The 2,801-nt window shown below is 68.3% G+C and carries 3 protein-coding genes; 1 reads left to right on the top strand and 2 read right to left on the bottom strand.

Annotation, left to right across the window (positions count from 1 at the left end; all coding sequences use genetic code 11):
- The first annotated feature begins 778 nt into the window (after positions 1–778).
- Positions 779–1,318, top strand: coding sequence for a hypothetical protein (locus AB0P41_RS35885; RefSeq protein ID WP_365936192.1), 540 nt, complete (start codon positions 779–781; stop codon positions 1,316–1,318).
- A gap of 489 nt (positions 1,319–1,807) precedes the next feature.
- Here the strand turns inward: AB0P41_RS35885 and AB0P41_RS35880 are convergent, their stop codons facing one another.
- Together AB0P41_RS35880 and AB0P41_RS35875 are read right to left on the bottom strand one after the other, a co-directional pair.
- Complete coding sequence (locus tag AB0P41_RS35880; RefSeq protein ID WP_365936191.1) at positions 1,808–2,017, bottom strand: hypothetical protein; 210 nt, start codon at positions 2,015–2,017, stop codon at positions 1,808–1,810.
- A gap of 367 nt (positions 2,018–2,384) precedes the next feature.
- Positions 2,385–2,801, bottom strand: a 417-nt coding sequence (locus AB0P41_RS35875) for an IS5 family transposase (RefSeq protein WP_365936190.1), incomplete at its 5' end; no start/stop codon positions are given.

Raw genomic sequence — 2,801 nt, 5'->3', positions numbered from 1 at the left:
ACAGTTCCAAGCCCGGATCAGCCACTACAAACGACGCGGCCACACACCACCAGAAACTGCCCACACATCAGAACAAAGACCGTTGCAGTACTAGGTGGAGTCGTTCAGCTTGACCTTGGTGACCGGCTTCCCGGCCGCGTCCGCGGTCCACACCTCGAACGTCAGGTTGGCCTTATCCCCATCGGGGTCGGTCACCGTGTTCGTAAGCTGCACCTTTTGCGAGTTCACCCGCTGGAACCCGCCAGGCGCCGCGTTCCTCGACAACGGCGCAGCCTTAGCGTCTTACCTGACGCCGGGCGCGCGCCCGCCGCCGCAGCGAGCGTGGTCTTCTCCGGGCCGTGCACCTTCGGCGGTGCCGCATTGGGGTCGGGCTTTACGGCCGGAGCCGCGCCCGCCACTCCGCCGGCACTTAACAGCATCAGTGCCGCGGTGCCCACCGCGAGAGCGGTTTTCCTTCTGGTTCTCGACGTGCCGAACAAGACATGTCCCTTCTGGCCCCACCGCCCCTCAACCCGGACGGCAGGACATTGCTGGTGTCTGTCGCGCCGCCCCCTTTCCTACGCGCGCTGATGATCAGCCAGCAACGCCCCCAACTCGGGAGGTTCCTCCTCATCCGGAGTTAACAGGCGTGACGCACACCACGGTTGTACCCGCACACGTAAAGGTCTGGGGGAGACGCCACACACCATCGCCACACTCCACCCTTCCCGACGGCGACTTCGGCCCCCTGGCCAGCCTGTACGAGCTGGGCGACCAAGCGCGTCAGGAGGCGAACTCGATGTACCGGCTCGGCTCCAAGGCCCTGGGCCGCGGCGAGCTGTCCACGGCTGCCGACTTGCTGGGATCGGCGGCCGCCGCCGGCCATCCGGGCGCGTTGTTCCGGCTCGCGCTGGTCGCGCTCCGTTTCGGTAAGGACTGGAAAGACAACGCATGGTTCCTTGTTGCCGAAGCCGCACGGCACGGCCACGGTGACGCCCAGCGGCTTCTCACCGCGTCCGCCGGCTGCCGGCCCTATCCCGCCGGCAGCGCCCCGTCCTGCGAGGACACTTCGTTCTTCGAGGAGGTGCGCCTGCTGCTCGGCGTTGCCCTGCCCCCTCTCCATCCGTCTCCGCCCGGCGCCTCACCGGCTCCTGGTCGGCAGGCCGATACGCCGGACAGCTGTCACGCGACGGACGCACCCAGTCCGACGGCTGCGCCCGGGCCCGTCTCCCCCGCCCGTCACGGGCCCGCTCCGCACCCGGAGAACACACCAAGCCGGAAACGGCAGCATCTGACCGCGCTGCCCGGGGGCCTGGCCCTGTCGATGCCCGACCTGTAGCTGCCTCCTGCCGGGCGTTCTCGGCAGGAGGCGGCCTGAAAAGGCCGCACAGGAGCAGCCCGGCCGGCGGGCGGTGCGGGACAGGCGGTGAGGGAGGCATGGGAAAGCCCCGGCTGGTCGGGGGAGGCCAGCCGGGGCCGATAGAGGGGTGTGGGTGCGGAGGGCGGTCGCCTCTCGGCGGAGGGCTCCATGGGGCTTCAGCCGAACGATCTTCCCCATGGGCTATCGGTGAGGCCCGGGGACACTGTCCCCTCCGTACCCACAACCAGTTGAACCGACCACAGCCCCGGGTTGTTCCAGGCCTTGTCGCTACCGTCCGGTGATCCGGACCACAGGACCTCGTGCCGTCCGCCGACCATCGAGGGGCTCGTGGAGTGGGGTGTGCCGCATGAGCCCGGGGCCGGGGTGAGAGGTCGGCGGTCGCACTTCTGGGCACTCAGGAGCGGCAACGGCGACTTCAGCATGTGTCGGGCCGCGTTCCGGGCCGGGTCACCAGCACGACCACGGGTCTTGTACATGCTCCGGGGAGTGCCGGTCCTCTCCCCCGCCCAGGCCGGTCCGGACCAGGAAGCCGGGGTTCGCGTCCCCCGGTGAGGTAGCAGTGTGCACTCGCTGGGTGCCGGGGATACCCACCTCGGTGAGGACCCCGTCGCGGAACATCCACAGACCGCACAGATCGTCGTCCTCGTCGTGCAGCATGACCTGCACGCAGGCCGCGCGGCCTCCCGCGTGGTGATGGCCCGGTGGCCCGCCTGGTCGGCCGTCTCCTTGCGGAACAGCCAGGCAGGCCGGCCCTCCTCGAAACAGGCGGCAGCGCCGCCGTCGGGCAAGGCCTGCGCCATCGCGACCATAGTGGCGCCCTGTTCGCGCTCCACACGGGTCTCGACATGCGCCTTCACAAGCATCTCCGTGATGCCGCGGGTGCGGCGCATCACGGAAACCAGCAGGAACAACAGGGGAACCCCGCCCGCTCCCACCCAGTACGACCAAGTCATCGACCAGGCCTCCCAGAAGAGCCGAACTCGTTGATGAAGGCCCAAGGGCCCTCATCCCCTTAGACCGTGTCCTATGTGGTGAGTCGAGCGAGTCGTTTATAGCAGCAGAGGGCGGCGGCGAGGCCGAGAAAGGCCAGGTAGTTGCGGGGGTGGCGTTCGTAGCGGTGGTTGAGTCTGCGGTAGCCGGTCAGCCAGGACATGGTGCGCTCGATGACCCATCGGCGGCGTCCTAACCGTTCACTGGACTCGACTCCCTTGCGGGCGATGCGCACGCCGATGTGCTTGCCCCATAGCCATTTCCGCAGGTGAGGAACGTCGTATGCCTTGTCCGCGTGAAGGCGCTGGGGCTTGAAGTACCGGCCGCGGTGGGGGTCGTGTCTCGTTTGGTGACCTGTGATCATGGGCTTCAGCGCTTGGCTGTCGTGGGTGTTCGCCGCGGAGAGGCCGACGAGGAGGGGCAGTCCGTTCGCGTCCGACAGGACGTGCAT

The sequence above is a fragment of the Streptomyces sp. NPDC079167 genome, assembly GCF_040686735.1.
Taxonomy (GTDB): Bacteria; Actinomycetota; Actinomycetes; order Streptomycetales; family Streptomycetaceae; genus Streptomyces.
The sequence above is the reverse complement of the archived record's forward strand: the minus strand, read 5'-3'. Positions and strand labels throughout refer to the sequence as shown.

What these genes read in the sequence shown, in the direction of transcription:
- AB0P41_RS35885 (WP_365936192.1), top strand. Translation starts at nt 779, where the DNA reads ATGTACCGGCTCGGCTCCAAGGCCCTGGGCCGCGGCGAGCTGTCCACG.
- AB0P41_RS35880 (WP_365936191.1), bottom strand. Translation starts at nt 2,017, where the DNA reads ATGCTGCACGACGAGGACGACGATCTGTGCGGTCTGTGGATGTTCCGC.